Here is a 21,386-nt window from a genome sequence, read left to right as displayed (position 1 = left end):
GCGCGAGCAGTCCCCCGCAAGCGGGAGGTGCCCCCAGCGGAGGTCCCTGAAAACCGGCGTGTCGGGGACCTATGCGTCTGCTCGCGGGGAGTTGTCGAGGAGGTCGGGCCGGCGTTCCCGCGTGCGCAGCAGCGCTTGTTCCCGACGCCAGGCGGCCACCTTCGCGTGGTCACCCGACAGCAGCACCGGAGGCACCTCCAAGTCCCGCCAGCTCGGCGGACGAGTGTAGCTGGGCCCTTCGAGCAGTCCGTCTGAATGCGAATCCTGTTGGTGGGACTCGGGATTGCCGAGCACCTCGGGCAGCAGGCGAACCACCGCCTCGATCATCACCAACGCCGCGGACTCGCCACCGGTGAGCACGTAGTCCCCGATCGACACCTCTTCCACGCGCATCCGACGGGCCGCGTCGTCGGGGACCCGCTGGTCGATACCCTCATATCGGCCGCACGCAAACACCAGGTGCCGCTCAGCGCTCCAGCGCTCGGCCACCGCCTGGGTGAACAGCCGGCCGGCGGGGGTGGGTACCACCAAAAGTGTTTCGTTCGTGCATATTTCGTCGAGCGCCTCACCCCATACCGGGGCCTTCATCACCATGCCCGGTCCACCGCCGTACGGAGAATCGTCGACCGACCGGTGCACATCGTGGGTCCATGTCCGCAGGTCGTGCACGGCCAGCGTGACGATGCCGGCTTCGATGGCCTTGCCCGGTAGCGATTGCCGGATCGGATCGAGGTACGCCGGGAAGATGGTCACGACGTCAATGCGCACAGCGACGCTCCCGTCAGCTCAGGTCGAGCAGGCCGTCGGGCGGGTCGATGACGATCGTAGCGTCCTCCCGGGAGACCGCGGTGACGATGGCGCTGACGAACGGCACCAGCACCTCGCGGCCGTCGGCGTCTGTCACTGCGAGCAACTCCCCCGCCGCGGTGTGCAGAACCTCCGAGACCTTGCCGACCGGTGTGCCGTCAATGCACACCATCTGCAGACCTTCGAGCTCATGGTCATAGAACTCGTCGGGATCGTCGATGGCGGGCAGATCGGCGGTGTCGACGACGAAAACGGTGCCACGCAGTTCGTCTGCGGCATTGCGATCGGCCACCCCGACCAGCCTGACCAGCAACCGGCCCCCATGCTCACGCACGGATTCGACGGCGAAGGGTCGCTCGGCGCCACCTTTGGCCCTGCCCCGCAGCTCCATACCGGGTGCGAAGCGGGCGTCCGGGTCGTCGGTGCGGACCTCGACGACGATCTCGCCGGTGATCCCGTGCGCCTTGACGACCCGTCCAACAACCAGATCCATATGGCGCCGACGCTACTGGTCGGTGTCCACCACGTCGACGCGGATACCCCGCCCGCCGATACCGGCGACCAGGGTACGCAGCGCGGTGGCGGTCCGGCCGCCGCGGCCGATGACCTTGCCCAGGTCGTCCGGGTGGACGTGCACCTCGACGGTGCGTCCGCGGCGACTGGTCACCATATCGACCCGCACGTCGTCAGGGTTGTCCACGATCCCGCGGACCAAGTGCTCGACGGCGTCGACCACGACAGAACTCACTTCGGCGCTCAGCTCTCGCCGACGGCAGACTCGTCGGCGGCAGCCTCGTCGGCCGCGGCCGGGGTCTCAGCGGCGACCGGGGTCTCAGCAGCGGCCTCGTCCGCCTTGGACTTCTTCTTCTTCAGCGTGACGGCCTGGGTGGTGGCGCCGCCCTCCGCATCGGCGAGCGCGGCATTGAACAGATCCAGCTTGGACGGCTTGGGCTCCATGACCTTCAGCGTGCCTTCGGCGCCTGGCAGGCCCTTGAACTTCTGCCAGTCACCGGTGATCTTCAGCAGGGCCAGCACCGGCTCGGTGGGCTGTGCGCCAACGCCCAACCAGTACTGCGCGCGCTCCGAATCGATCTCGATCAGGCTCGGCTCTTCCTTCGGGTGGTAGCGGCCGATCACCTCGATCGCGCGGCCGTCGCGGCGGGTGCGCGCGTCGGCGACAGCGATGCGGTACTGGGGGTTGCGGATCTTGCCAAGCCGGGTGAGCTTGATCTTGACAGCCATGATGGAACTCCTAGATGGTTGCCACGCTGCAATTCAGCGATCAGGGCGGGTTGCCCGGGTCCGGTTTTGCCTTACGTGTGTGACCACCGCGCAGCGCATTGAACGAGTCGCACGGCAGACAGCCCAACATTGTGCCAGAGGGCGTCCGGCCCACCCAAATCTACGTCGCCGGAAGCGACTCAGGCCAGGCGTCGTCGGAGCCGACTAAGACCAAGCGTCATCGAAGCATTTAGCCTCGACGAAATCTCAGCCAGGCTCAAATGTCTCGATTCAACACGATTAGGCTGGCCGGCCATGGGGAGGTTGATCTGCGCGCTCGCAGTCCTGTTGGCGGCTTTGAGCACGGTGTTGAGCTCGGTCGAGCCGCCCGCCGCCAGAGCCGATATGGGCGTGCAGCAGATCGGCTCGGCGCCGATCCCCGACGGGCCCGCGGAAGGCTGGGTGGTCGCCGACCTGGACACCGGCGAAGTGTTGGCGGCTCGTAACGAGAACACCCGTTACGCACCGGCGAGCACCATCAAGACGCTGCTCGCTCAGGTCGTGCTCGACGAGCTCCCGCTGGACAGCACCATCGTCGCCGACGAGGCCGATTCGCAGGCCGAGTGCACGTGCGCCGGCGTCACCCCCGGCCAGACCTACACCGCACGCCAACTGCTGGAGACCGCGCTGCTGGACTCGGGCAACGACGCCGCAAACACCTTGGCCCACATGCTCGGCGGCCCGGACACTGCGGTGGCCAAGATGAACGCCAAGGCCGCCCAGCTCGGTGCGCACGACACCAATGTGGTGACACCGTCGGGCCTGGACGCCCCCGGCATGCCGTTCTGGTCCACCCCGCACGACATGGCGGTGATCTTCCGCGCCGCAATGGCCAACTCCGTGTTCGCCCAGATCACGGCCATGCCATCGACGGTGTTCCCCACCAAGTCCGGCGAGCGGGTGTTGCAGAACCAGAACGAGCTCCTGCGTCGGTATCCCGGCACGATCGGCGGCAAGACAGGGTTCACCGACATCGCGCGCAAGACGTTCGTCGCGGCAGCTCAGCGTGATGGTCGTCGACTGGTCATCTCGATGATGCACGGGTTGGTAAAAGAAGGCGGCCCGACGTACTGGGATCAGGCCGCTGCCCTGCTGGACTGGGGTTTCCTGCAGGATCACGCCGCCAGCATCGGCTCGCTCTGAAACCGGTTCGGCGTCGATACCCGACAGAGACCTGAGCGCGCGCCGAACGAGTCCTGCAAACCGTAGGGTCGGCGCTCGTGCGCAGACTGCTCGTGGCGACCACGCTCGCCTTCAGCACGGTGCTGGCGGCGCCTGTAGCCGCGGCCGAACCGTCCGTGGAACCCGCTGGCGCACAAGCGTTCGCGAACGGCCCCGCCAAGGCGTGGCTGGTCGCCGACCTCGACACGGGCCAGGTGTTGGCAGCCAAGGATCCCAATGGCTCCTACGCTCCGGCCAGCACCATCAAACCGTTGCTGGCCATGGTGGTCCTGGACAACCTGCGGCCGGACAACTTCGCCAGAGCCAACAACTCGCACACCAAGGTGGAATGCTCGTGCGTCGGGCTCAAACCTGGTCAGGCGTACACCACCCAGCAGCTGCTGGAGGGGCTGCTCATGGTGTCGGGCAATGACGCCGCGAACATGCTGGCCGACATGCTCGGCGGGCAGCGCGTCGCAGTGGCCGCGATGAACCGTAAGGCGGCAAGCCTGGGTGCGCGCAACACCCACGCAGGCTCACCGTCTGGCCTGGACGGACCCGGTTGGGAATCGCTCACCACACCACACGACCTCGCGGTGATCTACCGGGCGGCGCTGACCTATCCGCTGATCGCCCAGATCATGCGGCAGACGACGGCCCAGTTCCCGGGCAGGACGCTGACCAACCAGAACGAGTTGCTCACCCGCTACCCGGGTGATCTGGCCGGCAAGACCGGTTACACGGATCTGGCCCGCAAGACCTATGTCGGCGCCGCCCAGCGCGGCAACCACCGGCTGATCGTCGTGCAGATGTACGGCACCGGCGATCTGTACGGCCAGGCGATACAGCTGCTGGACTGGGGCTTCGGTCAGTACGGCTGACGCCGGACGGACGTCCCTACAGGTGTCGACATAGAAGTAAGGTAACCCTAACTAGTGCGGGACATCGTCCTACGTGCAACCTAGGGGGTCACCGTGACCGGACACCGCGATCTTTCCCTGATCGTCGCCTACGGCACCGACATGGGCAATGCCGAGGATGCCGCCATCGCGTTCGCCGAGGCCGTCACGGCTGCCGGGGTCGCAGCCACCGCGGTTGAACTCAACCAGGTCGATCTGGCTGAGCTTCAGATGGCAACCCATTTCGTCGTCGCCACCTCCACGTTCGGCGACGGCGAGTTCCCCGACACGGCCACATTGTTCTGGGAGGCCATCAGCGACGCCACCGACCGGCTCGACAACCTGAGCTTCGCGGTGCTCGCCCTCGGGGACAGCGGCTACGAATTCTTTTGCAACGCTGGCAAATTGCTCGATGAGCGGCTCGAAGCTCTCGGCGCCACGCGGCTCACCGACCGCGTCGACATCGACGGCCCCTATCGGCAGCAGGCCGCGGCATGGACGACCGACCTGGTCAAACAGCTACTCGCCGACACTGTGAACAGCAGCGCCGCACCGGCTGTCGCGGCCGGCACGCCCGCAACGGCCGGCCGGGAACACCACGATCCCGTCGCGGTCCGCGTCGCCGTCAATCGGCTGCTCACCTCCCCCGCGTCCGACAAGGAGGTCCGCCATTACGAACTGGACCTCACCGATTCCGGGATCACCTACCACGCGGGCGATTCCATCGCGGTGCACGCGAGCAACGACCCCGCCCTCGTCACGGACATCCTGAGCGCACTGGGCGTAGGCCCCGAGCATCGGGTGCTCGATCACCGGGAATCGCTCGGGGTGCTCCTCACCGACCATTTCGAGATCCGCACGCCGTCGCGGGCCCTGCTGGCGCTCGTCACTTCCCGCACCGGCGACCCCGACATTGCCGCAGCCCTGGCCGATGACACCGTGAGCAGAGACGTTCTCGACCTGATCAGGCTCGCGACCCTAACCGTCGACGACGTCGTCGACACCCTGCGGCCGCTGCAGCCCCGTGACTACTCGATCGCATCCAGCCCGCTGGTGCATCCCGACCAAGTCCATCTCACTGTCGCGTCGGTGCGCTACACCGTCGGTGACCGCCGCCACGGCGGTGTCGCCTCGACGTTCCTGGCCGACCGCACCGCCACGGCGCGCGTGCACCTGCGCCCCAATCACACGTTCCGCCTGCCCGCCGCGGACGTACCGATCATCATGATCGGGCCGGGCACCGGTATCGCGCCGTTTCGCGCCTTCCTGCAGGAACGCCGGGCGATCGACGCTCCTGGCCGGGCCTGGCTGTTCTTCGGAGACCGGCACCGCGCCACCGACTTCCTCTACGGCGCCGAACTGGAGAGCTTCGCCGGGTCCGGCACACTGACCCGGCTGGACCTCGCCTTCTCGCGCGATCAGAGCACGAAAGTCTATGTCCAGCAACGTATGCAGGAGAATGCAGACGAGCTGTTCGGCTGGCTATCCGATGGCGCACATCTCTACGTGTGCGGCGATGAGAAGCAGATGGCCAAGGATGTCGACGCGACGCTGCACGACATCGTCGCCCGCTGCGGCGCCATGGACGCCGAGGCCGCGCATGCCTACGTCAACGACCTCGTCAAGACCCACCGCTACGTGCGCGACGTGTACTGAGCTCGCGCAGTCAGTACACCCGGCCGCGGAGGATCACCAGATCCGGGTGGTCGACGCCACCGGCGCGGGGGTCGTCGGCATAACAGATCAGGTCGGCGGGGGCGCCGTCGGCAAGCGCCGGCCGACCTAGCCAGGCCCGCGCGTCCCAACATGCCGCACCGAGGGCATCGGTCGGGCTCAGCCCCACCGATTTGAGCGCCTCGACCTCGTCACCGATCCGACCGTGGGCGATCATGCCGCCGGCGTCGGTGCCCGCGAAAATCGGCACCCCTGCGTCGTGTGCGGCGCCGATACGCGTTCGGCACGTCGCGTACAACTCCCGCATATGCGCCGCGTAGACCGGATACTTCGCCGCGGCGTCGGCAATCCCGGGAAAGTTCTCGATATTGATCAGCGTCGGCACCAGTGCGGTGCCGTTGGCCAGCATCAACTCGATGATCTCGTCGGTGATGCCGGTGCCGTGCTCGATGCAGTCGATACCTGCGTTGATCAGCCCGGGCAGCGCGTCTTCACCGAACACGTGGGCGGTGACGAGGGCCCCGTTGGCATGGGCAGCCTCGATCGCGGCCTTGAGGATCTCGTCGGACCACAGCGGCGCCAGATCGCCCACGGCGCGGTCGATCCAGTCACCGACGAGCTTGACCCAGCCGTCGCCCCAGCGCGCCTGCTCGGCCACCGCGTCCGGCAGCTGCGATTCGTCCTCGATGTCGATCGGCAGACCCGGCGAATACCGCTTCGGCCGGGCGAGGTGTCGGCCGGCGCGGATGATCCTGGGCAGATCCTCGCGGTCGTCCATGCTGCGGGTGTCCACCGGTGACCCGGCGTCGCGCAACAGCAGCGCCCCGACCCCACGTTCGGTCTCGGCCTGGGTGACCGCCTCGTCGAATTCGACCGGCCCGTGCGGTCCGAGGCCGACGTGACAGTGTGCATCGACCAGGCCGGGCAGGATCCAGCCGCCGTCAAACACCGTCTCGGCGCCGGCGACCGGATCCGCATGCAGCACACCGCGGTCGATCCACCATTGCACGGCTTCGCCGTCAGGGAGTTCCCGACCGCGAACGTGCAGCGCGACGGTCTGCTCTTTCGCGCAAGCACTCATCGGCCATGGCCCTACTTCTGGCCCGGGAACTTCAGCTTCGACAGATCGAAATCGGCCAGGCCGGGCGGCAACTCGTCCAGCCCCTTGGGCATGTTGGACAGGTCGGGGAACCCGGCGGGCATACCCGGTCCGCCAAGCGGATTGCGCACCTTGGGCGGCGTCGGGCCCTTCCCCGACTTGCGGCCCTTCCCGGCTTGCTTGTTCTTACCCTTGGCGGCCTTACGCGTGGCGCTCTTGCGGGCGAACGGCAGGCCCATCTGGCCGGCCATCGAGGACATCATCTTGCGTGCCTCGAAGAATCGGTCGACGAGTTGGTTGACCTCCGAAACCGTGACTCCCGAACCGTTGGCGATGCGCAACCGCCGCGAGGCGTTGATGATCTTCGGGTCGGCCCGCTCGGTGGGCGTCATACCGCGGATGATGGCCTGGACCCGGTCGAGTTGCTTATCGTCGACCGCGGCCAGCGCGTCCTTCATCTGGCCCGCGCCGGGAAGCATGCCGAGCAGGTTGCCGATCGGGCCCATCTTGCGGATGGCGAGCATCTGCTCGAGGAAGTCCTCCAGCGTCAGCTCCCCCGAGCCGATCTTGGCCGCGGCCTCCTCGGCCTTCTGCTGATCAAAGACCTGTTCGGCCTGCTCGATCAGGGTGAGCACGTCACCCATGCCGAGGATGCGCGACGCCATCCGGTCCGGGTGGAAGATGTCGAAGTCTTCGAGCTTCTCGCCGGCCGACGCGAAGAGGATCGGCATGCCGGTGACCTCGCGCACCGACAGTGCTGCACCACCGCGGGCGTCGCCGTCGAGCTTGGTCAGCACGACACCGGTGAAGCCGACGCCCTCGCGGAACGCCTCGGCGGTGGCGACGGCGTCCTGGCCGATCATGGCGTCGAGCACGAACAGGACTTCGTCGGGGCTGACGGCCTCGCGGATGGCGGCCGCCTGGCCCATCAGTTCCTCGTCGATGCCGAGGCGACCGGCGGTGTCGACGATGACCACGTCGAAGTGCTTGGCTTTGGCCTCGGCCAGACCGGCGCCGGCGACCGCGACCGGATCACCGTGACCGGCGTTCTCCAGGCCTTCCACCGAAGTGCCGGGATGAGGCGCGAACACCGCGACCCCGGCGCGCTCGCCGACGATCTTGAGCTGGTGCACGGCGCCGGGGCGCTGCAGGTCACAGGCCACGAGCAAAGGCGTATGCCCTTGGCCCTTAAGCCATTTCGCCAACTTGCCGGCAAGGGTGGTCTTACCGGCGCCCTGCAGACCGGCCAGCATGATCACCGTGGGCGGAATCTTCGCGAATGCCAGCTGACGGGTTTCACCGCCGAGGATGCCGATCAGTTCCTCGTTGACGATCTTGACGACCTGTTGGGCCGGGTTCAGCGCGGCAGATACCTCGGCGCCCTTGGCTCGCTCCTTGATACGTGCGACGAACGCACGCACCACCGGTAGCGAGACGTCGGCCTCCAGCAGGGCCAGCCGGATTTCCCGGGCGGTGGCATCGATATCGGCGTCGGTCAACCGCCCCTTGCCGCGTAGCCCCTGCAGGGCACCGGTCAACCGGTCAGACAGGCTCTCAAACACGTCGTAAGCCTAACGGGCGACCGCGACAGGGGGTGCCGCGTGTCGCCGGACCTCGTCTTATCCGGTGTCCGGCGGCTCAGCTCGCCTGCTCGGCGGGTTTGGCCGGTGGCGGCGTGGGCAGGATCGCGTACAGGTCGCGTTCCAGCTCCTCGCGCAGCGCGGCGCGGCCGAAGCCGTCGGCGCCGGTACCCGGCACGGTGATGCCGAACGCGTCGAGCACCGACGATCCCAGCGTCGTCACCTTTGCCCAGGCGATGTCGACACCGTCGCGCTCGAACACCGCGGTCAACCGGGCCAGCAGCCCGGGCCGGTCGATGCTGCGGATCTGCACGACCATCTCCCCCGATGCGCTGTCGTCCGACCACAGGATCCGTGGTGGTGCCGGCACATGATTGGCCGGAACGGAGGCCAGGATCTCGCCGGCTCGCGTGGTCGGATGCTGGGCTGCCTCGCGCTCGCGGGTCAGCAGCATGCCGAGCACATCGAGCTCCCCGTCGAGGGCCAGGATGAACTGTTGACGCAGCAGCCTGGCCGCGGGGGGCGAACCGAACAGCGGGGACACGACGAAGGTGTTGATCGCCGACCCGTCATGGCTGTTCACCGAGGCCGAGTGCACCCGCAGAGAATTCAACGCCAACACCGCGGCGGCCTTCGACAGCAGACCGCGCCGGTCCGGCGCGATCATCGTGACGTTGTAGATGTGCTGCCCGTCGCCCTCGGCCAGCTCGACATGCACGCCGCCATCCGCGGCCAACTGCACGAACCGCGGCTCGATCGGATCCGGTTGCGGCAGCGGGTCACCGGCCATCACCAGTCGGCAGCGTCGCACCAGATCGCCGATGAGCGAAGCCTTCCACTCACCCCAGACCCCGGGGCCGGTCGCCAGCGAGTCGGCCTCGGCCAAGGTGGCGAGCAGCTCCAGCAACACCAGGTCGCCGTCGAGTGCTTCGGCGACGGCGTCGATGGTCTTGGGGTCCTGCAGGTCACGCCGTGTGGCCGTGTTGGGTAGCAGCAGGTGGTAGCGCACCATTTTCGACAGGACCTCGATGTCCGATGGCCACAGGCCCAGCCGCGTACCGATCTGCGCGGCCAGCTCCGCACCGATCACGCTGTGATCGCCGCCGCGGCCCTTGCCGATGTCGTGGCACAGGGCGCCGAGCAACAGCAGGTCGGGGCGGGACACCCGGGTGGTGAAAGCGCTTGCCCGCGCGACGGTTTCGACCAGGTGCCGGTCGACGGTCCAGATATGCACGACGTCGCGGGGCGGCAGGTCGCGCACCGCGCCCCATTCGGGAAACAGCCGGCCCCACAGTCCGGTCCGGTCCAGGGCCTCGATGGTGGCCACCGCAGCGGCGCCGGACGCGAGCAGTACCAGCAGATCCTTGAGGGCTTGACGGGGCCATGGCGTGCGCAGCTCGGGTGCCCTCTCCGCCAGCCGACCCAGGGTCGACGCGGCCATCGGCAGCCCGGTGGTGGCCGATGCGGCGGCGACCCGCAGGATCAGGCCGGGGTCACGTTCCGGCCGCGCGTCGCGAGCGAGGATCACCTCTCCGGCATATTCGATGACACCCTCGTCGAGCGGGCGGCGCACCGGTCGCCGCAACGCGGCGAACCCACGGCGGGGTAATGCATTCGCGGCGGTGCGAATACCGGCGTCGACGTAGTAGCTGACCGTACGTGCGGCATCGGACAACACCCGGGCGAGGTCGAACCGGTCCCCGATGCGCAGGGCCGCACCGATCTCGTCGGCGTGCTGGGCCAGCAACAGTTCTCGGCCACGCCCGGAGACCCGGTGCAGTTCGGTGCGAACGTTGAGCAACGCCAGGTGTGCGTCACCCAGGGTTCCGGTCGGGGAAGCCAGGGCCGGGCTCGGGTACACGTCGGCCAACTGCGCGATGGCCAGGGCGTTGAGCAGCTGGACATCGCGCAACCCACCACGGCCGGACTTGAGATCAGGCTCGGCACGATGGGCGATCTGGCCACTGCGCTGCCACCGGGCCTGCGCACTCTCGACGAGTTCGTCGAATCGCGACGCGATGCCGATCCGCCACTGCCGCCGCGCCCCGCCGACCAGCAGCGAGGACAGCTCGGCGTCGCCGGCGATGTGTCGCACCTCGAGCATCGCCAGGCCGACCGAGATGTCGTCATTGGCGACCTGCAATGCCTCCGGCACCGTCCGCACGCTGTGGTCGATGCGAATGTTGGCGTCCCACAACGGATACCACAGCTTCTCGGCGACCTCGCTGACCACTTCTGCCGGCATGTTGTTGTGCAGCAGCATCAGATCCAAGTCGGAATACGGCAGCATCTCACCGCGGCCGAGCCCACCGGACGCCACGATCGCGAACCCACTGTCGGCCGTGATACCGATCTCGGTTGCCTTTGTGGCGAGCCAGAATTCGTGTAGGTCGAGCAAGGCGTTCCGCAGTGCTGCCGCTTCCAGTTGATGCGGACCCGACAATAACTGTGCGGTGGCCGCCGCCAGATCAGTGGCCGGCCGCAACGAGTCCGGTTGCTGCTCCGACATTTTCGACTCCCCTCCCCCGGGCGATTACGCCCTCGACCGACCGGCTACAGGGCGTCGGCGCCCCTCTCCCCGGTGCGAACGCGAATGACGGTGTCGACGGGGCTGACCCACACTTTGCCGTCGCCGATTTTGCCGGTGCGGGCAGCCTGCACGATGACGTCGACGACCTTGTCCACCGCGGAGTCCTCGACGACGACCTCCACCCGCACCTTGGGTACGAAGTCGACCGAGTACTCAGCGCCCCGGTAGACCTCGGTGTGTCCCTTTTGGCGGCCGTATCCCTGGACCTCACTGACCGTCATTCCGAGAATGCCGGTCTGTTCGAGACCCGTCTTGACGTCTTCCAGAGTGAACGGTTTGACGATCGCAGTGATTAGCTTCATATTTCCTTATCCCTCCCCGCCGCGACGACCAAGAACAGATCCGGTTCCGACTGCGACGAAGTCGTACGCGCTTTCCGCGTGTTCGGCCTCGTCAACGCCGGACGCCTCCTCTTCTTTGTCCAGGCGCAGGCCCACGGTGTATTTGACAATCAACGCCAAGATAGCGGTACCCACCGCCGAATAGAGTAGAACCGCACCGGCCCCGACCGCCTGTCGCCACAGCTGGTCGAACCCGCCGCCGTAGAACAGCCCGGCGACGCCGGCGGGTGCTTCCTTGGTGGCCACCAGGCCGATGAGTAACGTGCCGACGATGCCGCCAACGAGGTGGACACCCACGACGTCGAGAGAATCGTCGAACCCGAATTTGAACTTCAGCCCGACCGCCAACGCGCACAACACACCTGCGGCCGCGCCGATCACGAGCGCGCCCAAGACATTCACCGAGGAGCACGACGGGGTGATCGCGACCAGTCCGGCCACGATGCCAGAAGCCGCACCCAGCGAAGTCGCGTTGCCGTCGCGGATGCGTTCGGTGAGCAGCCACGCCAACATCGCCGCGGCGGTCGCCACGCTGGTCGTGATGAAGGTCGCACCAGCGGCCCCGTTCGCCGACACCGCGGATCCGGCGTTGAAGCCATACCAGCCGAACCACAACAGGCCGGCGCCGAGCATCACGAACGGCAGGTTGTGCGGGCGCATCGGCGTACCCGGCCAGCCGAGGCGCTTGCCCAGGATGATCGCGAGGACCAAGCCTGCGGTACCGGCATTGATGTGCACCGCGGTGCCACCGGCGAAGTCGATTGCCTTGAGCTGGTTGGCGATCCAGCCACCGTGGTGAATGATCGCTGCGGTTTTGGGATCCTTGACATCGAAGTCGAACACCCAGTGCGCCACCGGGAAGTACACGATCGTGACCCACAACCCTGCGAACAGCAGCCATCCGCCGAATTTCAAGCGGTCCGCGACCGCGCCGGAGATCAGCGCGACGGTGATGATCGCGAACATCAGCTGGAAGCCGACGAACACGGTGGCAGGAATGGTGCCGGCAAGCGCGATTGGCGCATCGGCCGTCCCATTCGTTCCGATCAGACCCTTGAGACCGAAGAACTGGGCCGGGTCACCGATCACACCGGCAGTGTTGTCGCCGAAGGCAACCGAGTAGCCGTACAGCACCCATAACACGGTCACGACGCCCATGGCGCCGATGCTCATCATGATCATGTTGAGCACACCTTTGGCGCGCACCATACCGCCGTAGAAGAAGGCCAAACCTGGCGTCATCAACAGCACCAGCGCCGCACTGGCCAACATCCACGCTGTATCACCGGTATCCGGTGCGCCCATCAACGGGAATTGCTCCACTCGCAGTTTCCTCCTTCACCACGCCACGGCCGCAAGGGTTTACGAACCGTTGACCTGGTCCAAGACAATGCTGAGTGGATGTTTCAGCTACAGCGCCGTCGTGTTTCGCTCGCGTGAACGGATAGACGAGTCGCGTTTCGCCGGTGTTACACCGTGCGTTTTCCGCTGCGGACCTCAGCCGAGCAGGGCGTCGACGAATGCGGCGGGCTCGAACGGAGCCAGGTCGTCGGGTCCCTCGCCGAGACCGACGAGCTTGACCGGTACGCCGAGCTCCTGCTGCACGCGGAAGACGATGCCGCCCTTGGCCGTCCCGTCGAGCTTGGTCAGCACCACGCCGGTGATGTCAACGACCTCGGCGAACACCTTGGCCTGCGGCAGGCTGTTCTGCCCGATGGTCGCGTCCAGCACGAGCAACACCTCGTCCACGGCGGCACGCTTTTCCACCACCCGCTTGACCTTGCCCAGCTCGTCCATCAGGCCCGTCTTGGTGTGCAGCCGACCGGCCGTGTCGACGACCACGACGTCGGCGCCCGTGGAGATACCCTCATCGACGGCGTCGAACGCCACCGACGCAGGGTCGGCGCCCTCGGCACCGCGCACCACGTCGGCACCCACGCGCACCGCCCAGGTCTGCAGCTGATCGGCAGCGGCCGCCCGGAACGTGTCGGCGGCACCCAGCACCACCCGCCGACCGTCGGCCACCAGAACACGCGCCAACTTGCCGACCGTGGTGGTCTTGCCGGTGCCGTTGACCCCGACCACCAGCAGCACCGACGGCTTGTCGGCGTGCGGCAGGGCACGAATCGAGCGGTCCAGCTCGGGCCGCAGCTCGGACATCAGAACGTCACGCAGCACCGCTCGCGCCTCGGCCTCGGTGCGCACGCCCTTGCTGGCCATCTGCGAACGCAGCGCGGCAACAACGGATTCGGTGACGACCGGCCCGAGGTCGGCGATCAGCAGCGTGTCCTCGACCTCCTCCCAGGAGTCCTCGTCCAGATCGCCGCCGCCGAGCAAGCCGAGCATGCTGCGACCCAGCGCATTCTGTGACTTCGACAGCCGCCCGCGCAGGCGGTCCAAACGCCCGTCCGTGGGCGCAATCTCCTCGAGCACAGCCGCGGCGGGCGCCTCCGGTTCGACCGGTACCTGCGGCTCGGCAGGGGCTTCCGGTTCGGCCGGTACCTGCGGCTCGGCAGGGGCTTCCGGCTCGGCCGGTACCTGCGGCTCGGCAGGGGCTTCCGGCTCGGCGGGTTCCACCGGTGCGGTGGGTGCCACCGGTGCGGCGGGTGCCGGTGCTGCATCCTGAACCGGCGTGACCTCAGGCGCGGGTGGCGCTTCCTCCGGTGCAGCCTCAGGCGCAGGTGCAGCCTCCTTGACGGGGGGTTCAGGCAGCCGCACGTCGGAGATGGGACGCTTCGGCGCGTCGCGCGGGATCGTGGCATCGTCACCGACCGAGGGAAGCCCGCTGGTGTCGATGCGTCGCACTTTCGGGGGCTCCGGTGGAGCGGTCGGCGACTGGCTGAACGTTATGCCAGAAGAAGCCGAATACCCGCCTGACCGGTCGATCGGTTTGGCTTCGTCCGGACCGGACAAGCTGATCCGCCCACGGCGGTAGCGGACCAGCCCGACGACAAGCGCGGTAACCAGCAGAACAGCAATGACCGCTATCGCGATCCAGAGACCTTCCGACACGGAAGCCATTGTCTCAGGGGTGTCGCCGACGGACGATCGGCCCCGCCAAGGCCGTGGTCGAGCACGACCGCATCACAATCAGAGCGCACGGGAAACCGATCGCCCACTGCGCGGTGGAAAGCAGAACGCAGCTGCCGATCCGGCGGTCAGCCGGAGTTGGCGACCAGCTCCTGGCCGCGCATCCGCTGGGAGATCACCGTGGTGATGCCGTCACCGCGCATGGTCACCCCGTAGAGCGCGTCGGCGACCTCCATGGTGGGCTTCTGATGGGTGATCACGATGAGCTGCGAACGCTCCCGCAGCTGCTCGAACAGGCTGATCAGCCTGCGCAGGTTGACGTCGTCGAGGGCGGCCTCAACCTCGTCCATCACGTAGAAGGGCGACGGCCGGGCCCGGAAGATCGCCACCAGCATCGCCACCGCGGTCAGCGACTTCTCGCCACCGGAGAGCAGCGAAAGCCGCTTGATCTTCTTACCCGGCGGACGAGCCTCGACCTCGATGCCGGTAGTGAGCATGTCGTCGGGATTGGTCAGCAGCAGCCGGCCCTCGCCGCCGGGGAACAAGGTGGCGAAGACCTGTTCGAATTCGCGTTCCACGTCGGCGTAGGCCTCGGTGAACACCTGCAGGATGCGGGTGTCGACGTCGGCGATGACGTCGAGAAGGTCCTGCCGGGCCGCCTTGACATCCTCGAGCTGCGTGGACAGGAAGTTGTAGCGCTCTTCCAGCGCAGCGAACTCCTCCAACGCCAACGGGTTTACTCGGCCCAGCTCGGTCAGCTCGCGCTCGGCCTTCTTGGCCCTGCGCTCCTGGGTGGGGCGGTCGAACGGCATGGGCGCCGGTGCGGTGACCTGTTCGCCGCGTTCCCGGGCCTGCTCATATTCGGCCAGCTCCAACTCGGTGGGCGGCAGCGGCACGTGTGGTCCGTACTCGGCGATCAGATCGCCCGTCGGCATCCCGAACTGCTCGAGCACCTGGGCTTCCAACTGTTCGATGCGAAGAGAGGCTTGAGCTTTCGCCACTTCGTCACGGTGCAGCGCATCGGTCAACTGGCTGATCTTGGCGCCGAGCTCGCTGACCTCTTCGCGTGCTTTGGCAAGGGCGGAGCCGCGGATCTGACGCTCGGTGGCCAGCTCGTCGCGGGCTCGGGAGGCCACCGCCACCACGGTGCTCAAGCGTTGGGCCACAAGACGTCCCGACTCGGCGACGGCCGCGGCGACCTTGGCGGCATGTTCGCGCGCCTCGCGCGCCCGCAGCGCCCGCAACCTGGCCTCACGTTCGGCAGCGGCCGCGCGACGCAGTGAATCCGCTCGTCCACGAACAGCATTCGCGCGTTCCTCGGCCGTGCGAACTGCCAGTCTGGCCTCCACCTCGACCGATCGAGCTGCCTCGGCGGCAACCACGGACTCCTGCCGGTCCACCGGTTCTGCCTCGAACATCGGGACTTGTTCGGCCCCGCGCAACCGAGCCTCGAGTTCGACCAGCTCTTCAACGGTCTTGGTGCGTCCGGCTTCCAGCTCGTCGCGCTGCTTGATCAACCGCCGCCACTCGTCGTCGGCGAGACGCGCGTCCTGACCAAGCCGGCCCAGCTGCTCGTAGATCGCCGAGATCGCGGTATCAGACTCATTGAGGGCGGCCAGCGCCTCTTCGGCGGCAATCTGGCGCGACGACTGCTCGGTCAACGCGCCGGACAGGGCAGCCGCCAGCTCTGCCGTCTGTCTCTCGGCTGCTTCGAGCTCATGGCGGGCCTTGTCGATCTCCGCGGCGATCTCCAAGGTGCTGGGCTTACGGTCGGACCCCCCGCTCACCCAACCGGCACCGACCAGGTCCCCGTCCGCGGTGACCGCACGCAACTCGGGCCGCCCCGAGACCAGGCGCAGCCCGGCCGACATGTCGGCCACCACGGCTACACCCGACAGCATCGCGGTGATCGCACCCCGCAGCCGATCGGGAACGGTCACCACGTCGGCCGCCCAGATCGCGCCGTCGGGCAGCGGCACCGCCGGCTCCGAGCCGTTCGCGGGCCAGTCACCGAGCAGCAGAGCAGCCCGGCCGCCGTCGGATTCCTTGAGCGCGGCGACCGCGGACGCCGCGGCACCGAAGTCTTCGGCGGCGAGGGCATCGGCAGCCGTTCCGAGCACCGCCGCCACGGCGACCTCATATCCGCCGCGTACTTTGAGGAACTCGCCGATCGAACCGAACAGACCTGAGCCGCTCCGGTTTTTCTGCAACCAAGCAGCGCCGTCGCGACGATCGAGCCCGACCGAGAGTGCCTCGATACGGGCCAGCAACGAGGCCACCTGACGTTCGGCGCTGCGTTCGGCGGCCTGGAGTTCGGCGACCCGTTCGTCGGCCAGCCGCAGCGCGGTCATGGTGCGGTCGTGGTGATCGTCCAAACCCACTTCCCCGGCGTCGAGCTGACCGATGCGGCCCTGCACGGTTTCGAACTCGGCCGTGGTCTGATGTACCCGGGCGGCAGCCTCTTCGATGCTGACCGAAAGCCGCACGAGGCCTTCGTCGATCGACTCGACCCGCGTGCGCATGGTGTCGACCTGACCGGCCAGCCGAGCCAGTCCTTCACGCCGGTCGGCCTCGGCGCGGGCCGCGGCCAGATGGGCACGCTCGGCCTCGGCGGCCACGCGTTCCCGGTCGGCGAGTTCGGCGCGCGCGGTTTCCAAGGCGATGCGCGAGATCTCCAGTTCGCCGAGCAACTCCATTTCGAGCTCGGCGACCTCTTCGGCCTCGGCCTCCAGTTCCTCGGGGTCACGCCCCGAAGACGCCTCCGGCTCGGCCTCGAGCAGCTGGGCCCGGTCGGTGGCGATGCGCACGGTTGCGCTGACGCGCTCGGCCAGTGCCGACGCACGGAACCAGGTCTGCTGCGCGGCCTCGGCGCGGCGCGTCAGTTCGGCGACGGCCGCTTCGTGGGCGTCGTGCTCGACGGTCGCCGCCTCCAACCGCGCGGCGACGATCTCATGCTCGCGGCGCAGCGTCGTCTCGGCTTGGTTGGTGTTCTCGAACTCGGCACGCCGCGTCACCAAGTCATCGGCTGCCAGCCGCAGCCGCGCGTCGCGCAGATCGGCCTGGATGGTTGCGGCTCGGCGGGCCATCTCGGCTTGGCGACCCAGCGGCTTGAGCTGGCGGCGCAGTTCGGTGGTCAGATCGGTGAGCCGGGCCAGGTTGGCGGCCATCGAGTCGAGCTTGCGGACCGCTTTTTCCTTGCGCTTGCGGTGCTTGAGCACCCCGGCGGCTTCCTCGATGAATGCGCGCCGATCCTCCGGCCGCGATTCCAGGATCTCCGCGAGCTTGCCCTGCCCGACGATGACGTGCATTTCCCGGCCGATGCCGGAGTCGCTGAGCAGCTCCTGAACGTCCATGAGCCGGCAGCTGCTGCCGTTGATCTCGTATTCACCGGCGCCATCACGAAACATCCTGCGGGTGATAGACACCTCGGAGTACTCGATCGGCAGCGCATTGTCGGAGTTGTCGATGGTCAGGGTGACCTCGGCGCGGCCCAGCGGTGCCCGTGAGCTGGTGCCGGCGAAGATGACGTCTTCCATCTTGCCGCCGCGCAGTGTTTTGGCACCCTGCTCGCCCATCACCCAGGTCAGCGCATCGACGACGTTGGATTTACCCGACCCGTTGGGGCCGACGACGCAGGTGATACCCGGCTCGAAGCGCAGAGTCGTCGGCGAGGCGAAGGACTTGAAGCCCTTCAGCGTCAGACTCTTGAGGTGCACGTCGACTTACCCTACCGCCGAGTCGGCTACCGCTCGTGAAAGCCCGTCATCGGTGTGCCCGCGTCAGACCAATCGACGACGACGTTGTCCACAACACCTGGAGTCTGACCGCTCTGCAGCAGGTCAAGGAGTCGCTCACAGCCCGCGCGCGGACCTTGCACCACCACGTGGACGCGGCCGTCGGGTCGGTTGGAGGCAAACCCCGTCAGGCCCAGTTCCAGCGCCCGCGCGCGCGTCCACCAGCGGAACCCCACCCCCTGGACCTGGCCGTGCACCCAAGCGTTGAGCCGCACCTGGTCTTCCGGTCGGGTCACGCCGTGGTGACCTTGTCCACAATCTCGAAGGTCACCTCAGTGCCCGATTTCAACGTCCGGCCGACAGTGCAGACCTGGTCGATGGCCCGCTCGACAACCGTCAACAGCCTGGCCACCTCGGTCTCGGAGAGACCGGACAGGTCCACCTCGAGCTTCTCGGCGAGCAGCGGGTACCGCTCCTGCTCGCGGTCTGGAGGCCCGGAGACCCGGATGGTTGCGTCGTAGTCGTCGCCGAGCCGGCGCCGTAGCGGACCGTCACTACTCATCCCGCTGCACGCCGCCAAGGCGATCTTCATCAGCTCGCCGGGGGTGAACACACCCTCGACGTCCTCGCTGCCAACCAACACCTCAGCCCCCCGGGAGCTGCGCCCGGTGTAACGGCGCACGCCGGTGCGTTCCATCCACAGTTCGGTCATGCGGTATTTCTACACGCCGCGACGATCGGCTGTTCCCGCAGGAAGGCTCCCTCAACCATTTGCTCCTCACGTCTTGTCCCTCACGTCTGCAGACCCGTTTTGCTCCTCACATCCGCGAGACGGCCCGACTCAGCACCCGCGGGGTGCGGCGTGCGGACGATAAACTCGACATAACCGCCGTTCTGCCGAGGAGCACGATGACATTTCCGTCTGGACCGCCCGACCCGTGGGCACAGCAGCAGCCGCCTCAGCAGTACGGGCCGCCCCAGCAGTACGGGAGTCCGCAGCAGTACCCCGGCGCGCCGCAATACGGCGCCCCACCGTACGGCGCGCCCCAATACGGCCCACCTCTCTACGGCCAACCGCCCTACGGCTACGGCATGCCGCCGCAGCCCCCCGGAGGCAACCGCAAAGTGCTGATCATCGGCGGTATCGCCGCGGCCGCAGTGGCTCTGGTGGTGATCATCGGCATCGTGATCGTCGTGATGATGCCCTCTGGTGACGAGCGCGCGATCGGGCAACTGCTCAAGAACATCAGCAATTCCGGCAACAGCATGTCGGACATGAAGAAGTACGTCTGCGCGGGCGACCGCAAGATTCTCGACGCTATCGACAACAGCGGCTTGGAAAAGTACGGCATCAACGTGCCCAAGCCCACGATCAAGGCCCCGTCAGAATCAGCAAAGGTCAGCGATATCAAGGTTGACGGCGACCGGGCCACGGCCAAAGTCGAGGTCAATGGCAACACCAGCACCATCTATTTCCGCAAGGAAAGCGGCGACTGGAAGCTGTGCACCACCGATGCGCTCGGTCTGTCCTCTCTGCCCGGGCTGCCCTGACCTGATCACCGCCGACCTACCGCCCGCGTTCGCGGGCGGGGCTGGCATTTCGGACAGTAGAACGACGACCGGTTCATGAATTTGTCCCGGTTCATCGGTGCACCGCACCGGCGGCAGGGTCGCCCTTCGCGGCCGTAGGCGTCCAGTGATCGTGCGAAATACCCGGATTGCCCGTTGACGTTGACATAGAGCGAATCGAACGACGTGCCGCCCTGCGCCAGCGCTTCGCCCATCACCGCGGCGGCTGCATCGAGCAACTCGCCGAGCCGGGCCCGCGGCAGCGACGCCGCCAACCGCGCCCCGTGAAGCTTCGTCCGCCACAACGCCTCGTCGGCATAGATGTTGCCGATGCCCGACACCACAGTCTGGTCCAGCAGTTGGCGCTTGATCTCAGAATGCTTGTGCCGCAATACCGTAACGACAGCGTCCCGATCGAAGCGGGGGTCGAGCGGGTCGCGGGCGATGTGCGCGACGGGCTGGGGTACCTCAGAACCGTCGACTTCGACCAGGTCGGTCAACTGCCAGCCGCCGAACGTCCTCTGGTCCACGAAACTCAGCGCGGTGCCGTCGTCGAGCAGGGCGGCGATCCGCAGATGCCGGTCATCGGCGATGGGACCCAACAGCATCTGGCCACTCATGCCGAGGTGCACGACCAACGCCGACCCGTCAGAAAGCGTCAGCCACAAGTACTTTCCGCGCCGTCCCGTACCGGTGACCTGCACATCGAGCAGTCGGGCAGTCAGATCGGCCGGGCCGGCCTCGTGCCGGCGCACCGCACGCGGATGATGCACCCGTACCGCGGTGATGGTCTTGCCCGCGACATGCTCCTGCAGCCCCCGCCGAACAACCTCTACTTCGGGGAGTTCGGGCACCGATCACCCATCGTCGAGCGCCTGCCAGGCAGCGGCGGCAGCCTTGAGTTCGGCTTCTTTCTTGGTGCGGCCCACTCCTCTGCCGTGCTCGACCTCGCCGACCACCACGGTCGCGGTGAACTCCTTGTCGTGATCGGGACCGGTCGAGGTGACCAGGTAGACGGGCACACCCATGCCGCGCGCGGCAGTCAGCTCCTGCAGGCTGCTCTTCCAGTCCAGACCAGCGCCCAAAGTCGGTGCCGTGTCGAGCAGTTCACTGAACAGCCGCAGGATCACCTCGCGGACGATGTCGAGGCCGTGCTCCACATAGATTGCCCCGAGCAGTGATTCGACACCGTCGGCGAGAATGCTCGACTTGTCAGCGCCACCGGAGTTTTCCTCCCCCTTGCCCAGAAACAGGTGGGCGCCGAGGCCACCATCGCTGAGCCCACGGCCGACATCGGCCAGCGCCTGGGTGTTGACGATGCTGGCCCGCAGCTTGGCCAGGTCGCCTTCGGATCGGTCCGGGTGGCGGTGATACAGCTCCTCGGTGATGGTGAGCCCGAGCACGGCGTCGCCGAGGAATTCCAGTCGCTCGTTGGTGGGCAGCCCACCGTGTTCGTACGAGTAGCTGCGATGGGTCAACGCAATGGTCAGCAATTCACTGGGAAGCACGACCCCGAGTGCCTCCAGCAGCTGCGCATGAGCTTCATTCATGCGCGATCCGCTCCGCTTCTCGCTGACCCTCATGCGCGATCCGCTCCGCTTCTCGCTGACCCTCATGCGCG

19 protein-coding genes are annotated in these 21,386 nt (G+C 67.2%); 4 read left to right on the top strand and 15 right to left on the bottom strand.

Features of this window, described 5'->3' with window-relative positions:
* Positions 1-69: 69 nt before the first annotated feature.
* From trmD to rpsP, 4 genes are read right to left on the bottom strand one after another with little or no spacing between them, the layout of a single operon-like run.
* On the bottom strand, positions 70-768 hold the full coding sequence (gene trmD, locus H276_RS0102035) for a tRNA (guanosine(37)-N1)-methyltransferase TrmD (protein ID WP_019969640.1): 699 nt from the start codon (positions 766-768) through the stop codon (positions 70-72).
* 13 nt (positions 769-781) lie between these two features.
* Entirely contained in the window at positions 782-1,300 is a 519-nt protein-coding gene (gene rimM, locus H276_RS0102030) for a ribosome maturation factor RimM (RefSeq protein WP_019969639.1), read from the bottom strand.
* Positions 1,301-1,312: 12 nt separating this feature from the next.
* On the bottom strand, positions 1,313-1,555 hold the full coding sequence (locus H276_RS0102025) for an RNA-binding protein (protein WP_003881089.1): 243 nt from the start codon (positions 1,553-1,555) through the stop codon (positions 1,313-1,315).
* An 8-nt stretch (positions 1,556-1,563) separates the two neighbouring features.
* A complete protein-coding gene (gene rpsP, locus H276_RS0102020) occupies positions 1,564-2,049 on the bottom strand; it encodes a 30S ribosomal protein S16 (RefSeq protein WP_019969638.1) in 486 nt (161 codons plus the stop codon).
* A 294-nt stretch (positions 2,050-2,343) separates the two neighbouring features.
* Between rpsP and H276_RS0102015 the strand changes: the two genes are divergently transcribed.
* The 3 genes from H276_RS0102015 to H276_RS0102005 all read left to right on the top strand — a co-directional run bounded on the left by H276_RS0102015 (position 2,344) and on the right by H276_RS0102005 (position 5,804).
* A complete protein-coding gene (locus tag H276_RS0102015) occupies positions 2,344-3,231 on the top strand; it encodes a D-alanyl-D-alanine carboxypeptidase family protein (RefSeq protein ID WP_019969637.1) in 888 nt (295 codons plus the stop codon).
* A 77-nt stretch (positions 3,232-3,308) separates the two neighbouring features.
* Positions 3,309-4,130 carry a D-alanyl-D-alanine carboxypeptidase gene (locus tag H276_RS0102010; RefSeq protein WP_019969636.1) on the top strand — a complete coding sequence of 274 codons (822 nt, stop codon included), beginning with the start codon at positions 3,309-3,311 and terminating at the stop codon, positions 4,128-4,130.
* 93 nt (positions 4,131-4,223) lie between these two features.
* Positions 4,224-5,804, top strand: a complete 1,581-nt coding sequence (locus tag H276_RS0102005) for a sulfite reductase flavoprotein subunit alpha (RefSeq protein WP_019969635.1) — start codon at positions 4,224-4,226, stop codon at positions 5,802-5,804.
* 10 nt (positions 5,805-5,814) lie between these two features.
* On the opposite strand, the gene H276_RS0102000 is transcribed toward H276_RS0102005, so the two are convergent.
* From H276_RS0102000 to H276_RS0101960, 9 genes are all read right to left on the bottom strand, one after another.
* Positions 5,815-6,903, bottom strand: coding sequence for an amidohydrolase family protein (locus H276_RS0102000; protein WP_019969634.1), 1,089 nt, complete (start codon positions 6,901-6,903; stop codon positions 5,815-5,817).
* Between the two features lie 11 nt (positions 6,904-6,914).
* On the bottom strand, positions 6,915-8,483 hold the full coding sequence (ffh, locus tag H276_RS0101995; RefSeq protein ID WP_019969633.1) for a signal recognition particle protein: 1,569 nt from the start codon (positions 8,481-8,483) through the stop codon (positions 6,915-6,917).
* A gap of 76 nt (positions 8,484-8,559) precedes the next feature.
* A complete protein-coding gene (locus tag H276_RS0101990) occupies positions 8,560-11,010 on the bottom strand; it encodes a [protein-PII] uridylyltransferase (RefSeq protein ID WP_019969632.1) in 2,451 nt (816 codons plus the stop codon).
* Between the two features lie 44 nt (positions 11,011-11,054).
* Positions 11,055-11,393 carry a P-II family nitrogen regulator gene (locus tag H276_RS0101985; protein WP_019969631.1) on the bottom strand — a complete coding sequence of 113 codons (339 nt, stop codon included), beginning with the start codon at positions 11,391-11,393 and terminating at the stop codon, positions 11,055-11,057.
* A gap of 6 nt (positions 11,394-11,399) precedes the next feature.
* Positions 11,400-12,755 carry an ammonium transporter gene (locus H276_RS0101980; protein ID WP_369758385.1) on the bottom strand — a complete coding sequence of 452 codons (1,356 nt, stop codon included), beginning with the start codon at positions 12,753-12,755 and terminating at the stop codon, positions 11,400-11,402.
* 174 nt (positions 12,756-12,929) lie between these two features.
* Positions 12,930-14,453 (bottom strand): signal recognition particle-docking protein FtsY, encoded by a 1,524-nt coding sequence (ftsY, locus tag H276_RS0101975; protein ID WP_019969629.1) that lies wholly within the window; start codon positions 14,451-14,453, stop codon positions 12,930-12,932.
* Positions 14,454-14,590: 137 nt separating this feature from the next.
* Positions 14,591-18,178 carry a chromosome segregation protein SMC gene (gene smc, locus H276_RS0101970; protein ID WP_019969628.1) on the bottom strand — a complete coding sequence of 1,196 codons (3,588 nt, stop codon included), beginning with the start codon at positions 18,176-18,178 and terminating at the stop codon, positions 14,591-14,593.
* Positions 18,179-18,204: 26 nt separating this feature from the next.
* The gene (locus H276_RS0101965) at positions 18,205-18,492 is read right to left on the bottom strand and encodes an acylphosphatase (RefSeq protein ID WP_019969627.1); all 288 of its coding nucleotides are present in this window, start codon (positions 18,490-18,492) and stop codon (positions 18,205-18,207) included.
* On the bottom strand, positions 18,489-18,908 hold the full coding sequence (locus tag H276_RS0101960; RefSeq protein ID WP_019969626.1) for an OsmC family protein: 420 nt from the start codon (positions 18,906-18,908) through the stop codon (positions 18,489-18,491). The genes H276_RS0101965 and H276_RS0101960 overlap by 4 nt, the downstream gene beginning before the upstream one ends.
* Positions 18,909-19,105: 197 nt before the next feature.
* On the opposite strand from H276_RS0101960, the gene H276_RS25145 reads away from it, so the two are divergent.
* The gene (locus H276_RS25145; RefSeq protein ID WP_036460411.1) at positions 19,106-19,747 is read left to right on the top strand and encodes a hypothetical protein; all 642 of its coding nucleotides are present in this window, start codon (positions 19,106-19,108) and stop codon (positions 19,745-19,747) included.
* A gap of 5 nt (positions 19,748-19,752) precedes the next feature.
* Here H276_RS25145 and mutM read toward each other — a convergent pair whose 3' ends face one another.
* Both mutM and rnc read right to left on the bottom strand, forming a co-directional pair.
* A complete protein-coding gene (gene mutM / locus H276_RS0101950) occupies positions 19,753-20,619 on the bottom strand; it encodes a bifunctional DNA-formamidopyrimidine glycosylase/DNA-(apurinic or apyrimidinic site) lyase (protein ID WP_019969624.1) in 867 nt (288 codons plus the stop codon).
* Between the two features lie 3 nt (positions 20,620-20,622).
* Positions 20,623-21,315, bottom strand: a complete 693-nt coding sequence (rnc, locus tag H276_RS0101945; RefSeq protein ID WP_026356482.1) for a ribonuclease III — start codon at positions 21,313-21,315, stop codon at positions 20,623-20,625.
* Between the last annotated feature and the right edge of the window lie 71 nt (positions 21,316-21,386).

The organism is Mycobacterium sp. 141 (genome assembly GCF_000382405.1).
GTDB lineage: Bacteria > Actinomycetota > Actinomycetes > Mycobacteriales > Mycobacteriaceae > Mycobacterium.
This window is presented reverse-complemented; position numbering and strand designations above follow the sequence as displayed.

Bases quoted from the DNA above. Each gene is read 5' to 3' on its own strand.
- H276_RS25145 (WP_036460411.1), top strand. From the start codon at position 19,106: ATGACATTTCCGTCTGGACCGCCCGACCCGTGGGCACAGCAGCAGCCG.
- rnc (WP_026356482.1), bottom strand. From the start codon at position 21,315: ATGAATGAAGCTCATGCGCAGCTGCTGGAGGCACTCGGGGTCGTGCTT.
- H276_RS0101985 (WP_019969631.1), bottom strand. From the start codon at position 11,393: ATGAAGCTAATCACTGCGATCGTCAAACCGTTCACTCTGGAAGACGTC.
- ftsY (WP_019969629.1), bottom strand. From the start codon at position 14,453: ATGGCTTCCGTGTCGGAAGGTCTCTGGATCGCGATAGCGGTCATTGCT.
- H276_RS0101990 (WP_019969632.1), bottom strand. From the start codon at position 11,010: ATGTCGGAGCAGCAACCGGACTCGTTGCGGCCGGCCACTGATCTGGCG.
- H276_RS0101960 (WP_019969626.1), bottom strand. From the start codon at position 18,908: ATGACCGAACTGTGGATGGAACGCACCGGCGTGCGCCGTTACACCGGG.
- rimM (WP_019969639.1), bottom strand. From the start codon at position 1,300: ATGGATCTGGTTGTTGGACGGGTCGTCAAGGCGCACGGGATCACCGGC.
- rpsP (WP_019969638.1), bottom strand. From the start codon at position 2,049: ATGGCTGTCAAGATCAAGCTCACCCGGCTTGGCAAGATCCGCAACCCC.
- H276_RS0102000 (WP_019969634.1), bottom strand. From the start codon at position 6,903: ATGAGTGCTTGCGCGAAAGAGCAGACCGTCGCGCTGCACGTTCGCGGT.
- H276_RS0102015 (WP_019969637.1), top strand. From the start codon at position 2,344: ATGGGGAGGTTGATCTGCGCGCTCGCAGTCCTGTTGGCGGCTTTGAGC.